Source organism: Promicromonospora sp. NPDC057488, assembly GCF_042802395.1.
GTDB lineage: Bacteria > Actinomycetota > Actinomycetes > Actinomycetales > Cellulomonadaceae > Promicromonospora.
On sequence record NZ_JBHVEG010000287.1, the window covers coordinates 1 to 4,861 of the forward strand.

At 71.6% G+C, this 4,861-nt stretch carries 4 protein-coding genes; 2 read left to right on the top strand and 2 right to left on the bottom strand.

The features are described from left to right. Positions 1–45 precede the first annotated feature (45 nt). Positions 46–813: a GPP34 family phosphoprotein gene (locus ACFU5G_RS29135; protein ID WP_377252494.1), complete on the bottom strand. Its 768-nt coding sequence runs from the start codon at positions 811–813 to the stop codon at positions 46–48. A gap of 270 nt (positions 814–1,083) precedes the next feature. Beyond that, positions 1,084–2,343, bottom strand: coding sequence for a PhoH family protein (locus tag ACFU5G_RS29140; protein ID WP_020016543.1), 1,260 nt, complete (start codon positions 2,341–2,343; stop codon positions 1,084–1,086). Positions 2,344–2,847: 504 nt separating this feature from the next. On the opposite strand from ACFU5G_RS29140, the gene ACFU5G_RS29145 reads away from it, so the two are divergent. After that, on the top strand, positions 2,848–3,408 hold the full coding sequence (locus ACFU5G_RS29145) for a DUF1697 domain-containing protein (protein WP_377252496.1): 561 nt from the start codon (positions 2,848–2,850) through the stop codon (positions 3,406–3,408). Between the two features lie 90 nt (positions 3,409–3,498). Further along, positions 3,499–4,791 (top strand): Na+/H+ antiporter NhaA, encoded by a 1,293-nt coding sequence (gene nhaA, locus ACFU5G_RS29150; RefSeq protein WP_377252498.1) that lies wholly within the window; start codon positions 3,499–3,501, stop codon positions 4,789–4,791. Positions 4,792–4,861 lie beyond the last annotated feature (70 nt).

A 4,861-nucleotide genomic window follows, 5' to 3' on the forward strand; every position in this document is an offset into this window, starting at 1 on the left:
GCTTCCTCCAGGAGGAAGCGGCCCCTTTCGTGGTGCGGGGAGTCGTCAGGCGACCGGGGTGCTCTCGCCCGCCGGGAGCGCGGCCGCGGCGGCCTCCGCGTTCTCCTTGGTGTTCGCGATGATGACGGCGGCGGCGACCGCGGCACCGACCGTGGCGACGGCGGCGACCGAGGCCGCGATGGCGACCTGCGTGGCGACGGTGGCGACGCCCCACTCGCTGCCGGCGATCTCCTCGGCGCGGTCCTGGGCGGCCTTGCGCTGCTCCTTGCCGACGACACCGGCGATCAGGCCCGAGCCGTGCAGCAGGGAGATCAGGGTCGCGGTGCGCTCGTCGGGCTCGGCGCCCTCGACGAGGACCTTGGTGAGGTTCGCGCGCAGCGCGGTCTCGTGGCTCGAGTCCGGGGCCGGCCAGCGGGTGATGGGGAGCATGCGGAAGAGCTTGGTCTCCTCCTTCTCCAGGATGCCCCGCTCGACGAGCGCGGCCAGGAGGTTCTCCTCGGCGTCCTTGGAGATCGCCTCGACGACCTTGCGGGCCGGGGCGTCGGGCGTGGCGAGCACGGACTGCAGCGCGGCGTCCAGGGCGACGTGGCCCGTGGGGGCGTTGTCGGTGACGATGATCGTGGCGTCACCGGCCTTCTCGCGCTCCTCCTTGGTGGCGCCGGCCTCCGGAGCACCCCGCAGCAGGGTCTTGCGGGCGTCGGAGAGGTCGGCGAGGAGCGCACCGGCGAGGCGAACACCCAGGTTGTCGACGTTGGCGAGCTTGCCCGTCTCGTCGTCGACGGCAAGCAGCAGGAAGTCTTCGGCAATAAGCATGAGGCGATGCTATATCCGACAAGCGAGACACGCCCCGATTCAACCAGTGGCCGAGAACCTCACCCTTGGACATGACTATGGTTAGCCTTACCTAAGGTGCTATCCTCGGGATGCACGCAGGGGGAGGCGGACTGCCGGACATGCGGGGCTGGGGGGTTCCGTCCGACCGGTCCGCCTCCCCAGTGCCAGAAGTTCAGCAGGAACCAGAAGCCCAGGTCATTTGCGGTGACCTGGGCTTCTGGCATGTCGGCGGGCGCGACCCGCGGGGCGTCAGACCTCCAGGCGCTCCAGCATGTCGGTCACCAGCGCCGCCACCGGCGAGCGCTCCGACCGGGTCAGGGTCACGTGCGCGAACAGCGGGTGGCCCTTGAGCGCCTCGATCACCGCCGCGACGCCGTCGTGCCGCCCCACCCGCAGGTTGTCGCGCTGGGCGACGTCGTGGGTGAGCACCACGCGCGAGCTCTGGCCGATGCGGGAGAGCACCGTGAGCAGCACGTTGCGCTCCAGGGACTGCGCCTCGTCCACGATCACGAACGAGTCGTGCAGCGAGCGCCCGCGGATGTGCGTGAGCGGCAGCACCTCGAGCATGTCGCGGGCGATGACCTCCTCAACGACGTCGGGCGAGACCAGCGCCCCGAGCGTGTCGTAGACGGCCTGCGACCAGGGGTTCATCTTCTCGGACTCGGAACCGGGCAGGTAGCCCAGCTCCTGCCCGCCCACCGCGTACAGCGGCCGGAAGACGAGCACCTTGCGGTGCTTCTGCCGCTCCAGCACGGACTCCAGGCCGGCGCACAGGGCGAGCGCCGACTTGCCCGTGCCGGCCCGGCCGCCGAGGGAGACGATCCCGATCTCCTCGTCGAGCAGCAGGTCGATCGCGACGCGCTGCTCGGCCGAGCGGCCGTGGACGCCGAACACCTCCTGGTCACCGCGGACCAGCCGCACCCGCTTGTCCGCCGTGACCCGGCCCAGCGCGGAGCCACCCGGGGAGTGCACCACCATGCCCGTGTGCACCAGCAGCGGGGACGCTGCCTCGACCGTGGCCGGGTCCAGCGCCGCGATCTCGACCGAGTCGTTCTCCCAGAGGGAGCCCATCTGCTCGTCCGACAGGTCGATCTCGCGCATGCCGGTCCAGCCGGAGTCCACCGCGAGCTCGGCCCGGTACTCCTCGGCCTGGAGGCCGACGGCGGAGGCCTTCACCCGCATCGGGAGGTCCTTGGAGACGACGGTGACGCTGCTGCCCTCGGCCGCCAGGTTGGCGGCCACGGCCAGGATCCGCGTGTCGTTGTCGCCCAGCCGGAAGCCGGCGGGCAGGACCGAGGGGTCGATGTGGTTGAGCTCGACCCGGAGCGTGCCGCCGGTGTCCCCCACGGGCACCGGTGAGTCGAGCCGGCCGTGCTGCACGCGCAGCTCGTCCAGCATCCGCAAGGCGCTCCGGGCGAAGTACCCGAGCTCGGCGTGGTGGCGCTTGGCCTCCAGCTCCGTGACGACCACGATCGGGAGTACGACGTCGTGCTCCGCGAACCGCAACATCGCCTTCGGGTCACTCAACAGCACGGACGTGTCGATGACGAAGGTCCTGCGTTCGTCACCTGCCGCGCCGGCAGCGGCGTCGGCACTCTGGTCGGACGGACGGGTGGTGTGTGCGGAATGGCTCACTGCGGTTCTCCCTCCGGCGCCGAAACGCCGTGACAGCCTCGTCGCTACCTGGCGGGTACCGCCTGTCGGCGGTACCGACCCGGTCGAACCGGGGCTGGTGGATGGGCCGAGCGACCGACTCGGTGCGCCGCGTCGTGGCGCAGAGCCGGGGCCGGCCCTTCTCCACGGAGCGAGCACTCCATAGGTTGGCCTCCCGAAAGGGCGACTGGGTGCCGTCCCTGAAGTGGAAACTACGCGCCCTGCCATCCCGTGACCAGACCCACGCCCCGGCGGGTCGCAAGTTGTCACGAACTGTTCACATGGTGGCAATAGCTTGATTTTTGGTTCAAGAGACGGCAAAACTCGCAGAGTGCCGCAGCCAGGCGGCAGGATGGTCGCATGGCCTACTTCGCCGTCCTGCTCCGTGCCGTGAACATCGGACCCGGCTTGCGCGTGACGTCCGCCGACCTGCGCGGCGCCGCCGACGACGCGGGTCTCGCCGACGCCCGCACGCTGCTCAACAGCGGCAATCTCGTGGTCACGCCGGGCACCTCCGGCGCGAGCACGGCCGACGACGTCGCCCGCCTGGTGCAGGAGAAGCTGACCGCCCGGATCGGCCAGGAGGTCGGCGCCGTGGGGCTGAGCGCCGGGCGGCTGGACGCGATCGCCGCGGCCAACCCCTTCCCCGCCGCCGCCAAGGACGACCCGTCCCACCTGCAGGTGCACGTGCCGTTCGGCGAGCTCGACGAGGCGGGCATCGCCAAGCTCGACCTGGCCAGCCCCGGCCGGGAGATGCTCGCGACGGCCGAGGGCGTGCTCTACGTGCACTACGTGGACGGGATCGGCCGGTCGAAGCTGACGCCGAAGATCATCGACCGCGCCGTCGGGGCGCCGACCACGGCGCGCAACTGGAACACGGTCACCAAGCTGCGCGCGGCCTGCGTGACGCCGTCCGCGTAGGGTGTGCTCAGGGAGTGCCGGGAAGTCTGGTCGGCGTGGACCGGGTCGACCGGTCCGAGTCAGCCGACCCCGCACCCGAGAGGACGACCGTTGACCGGTGTCGCCCCAGCCCCCGCCCGAACCCACCGCCTGCGTACCTGGCTGTCCCGCGAGACGACCGGGGGCGCGCTGCTGATCGCGGCGGCGTTCCTCGCCCTGCTCTGGGCCAACTCGCCCTGGCGCGCCTCCTACCAGGCCTTGTCCGACGCCGTCGTCGGGCCCGCCGCGATCGGGCCGCTGCCGGTGCACCTCGATCTCTCGCTGGCCACCTGGGCCGCTGACGGGCTGCTCGCGATCTTCTTCTTCGTGGTGGGCGTGGAGCTCAAGCAGGAGTTCGTGGCCGGGAGCCTGCGCAACCCGCGGGAGGCCGGCGTCCCGATGATCGCGGCCGTGGGCGGCATGGCCGTGCCGGCGCTGATCTACGTGGGCACCGTGCTGCTGCTCGGCGAGCCTGGTGCGCTGCGCGGCTGGGCCATCCCCAGCGCGACCGACATCGCGTTCGCCGTGGGCGTCCTGGCGATCTTCGGCCGTGGCCTGCCGGCGGCGATCCGTACCTTCCTGCTCACCCTCGCCGTGGTGGACGACCTGCTGGCGATCGTGGTCATCGCGATCTTCTACACGGGCGAGATCCACTGGCTGCCGCTGCTCGGCACCCTTGTCTGCGCCGGCCTGTTCGGCTGGCACGTGCGCAGCCGCCGGCCGCGGTGGTTCGTGCTGCTGCCGCTCGCGGTCGTGGCCTGGGCCCTGATGCACGCGTCCGGCGTGCACGCGACGATCGCGGGCGTGCTGCTGGGCTTCACCGTCCCGGCGGTCGCGCTGCACGGCGAGCCGGCGTCGCGCACCAGCCGGTACGAGCACCTGGTCAAGCCGTTCTCCTCGGGCTTCGCACTGCCGGTGTTCGCCTTCTTCGCCGCCGGGGTCTCGCTGGTCGACGGCGCCGGCCCGGGCGCAGTGCTCGGCCAGCCCGTGGTCGCGGCCATCGCCGCGGGGCTGATCATCGGCAAGCTCGTGGGGGTGCTCGGCACCACCGCGCTGGTCACGCGGTTCACACCGCTGCGGCTGCCCGACGGCATCGGCGTGCGCGACCTGCTGCCCGTCGGCCTGCTGGCCGGCATCGGGTTCACCGTGTCGCTGCTGATCAGCGAGCTGTCCTTCGGCGACTCCGAGCACACCGACGGCGCGAAGATCGCGATCCTCGGGTCGTCGGTGCTCGCGGCGATCCTCGGCGGCGTGGCACTGCGCCACGACGCCCGGCGGACCAGGACGGCGGACATGAACCTCGACGGACGGCCGGACGACGTGCACGACTACATCGGCGACGCCAAGGACCGCGAGACGCACTGACGTCCTGCGCGTCTCGCCGGTCGAGCCCCCCACCGCTGGTCGAGCTTGTCGAGACCCACCAAGGTCTCGA

What these genes read in the sequence shown, in the direction of transcription:
- ACFU5G_RS29135 (WP_377252494.1), bottom strand. Translation starts at nt 813, where the DNA reads ATGCTTATTGCCGAAGACTTCCTGCTGCTTGCCGTCGACGACGAGACG.
- ACFU5G_RS29140 (WP_020016543.1), bottom strand. Translation starts at nt 2,343, where the DNA reads ATGTTGCGGTTCGCGGAGCACGACGTCGTACTCCCGATCGTGGTCGTC.
- ACFU5G_RS29145 (WP_377252496.1), top strand. Translation starts at nt 2,848, where the DNA reads ATGGCCTACTTCGCCGTCCTGCTCCGTGCCGTGAACATCGGACCCGGC.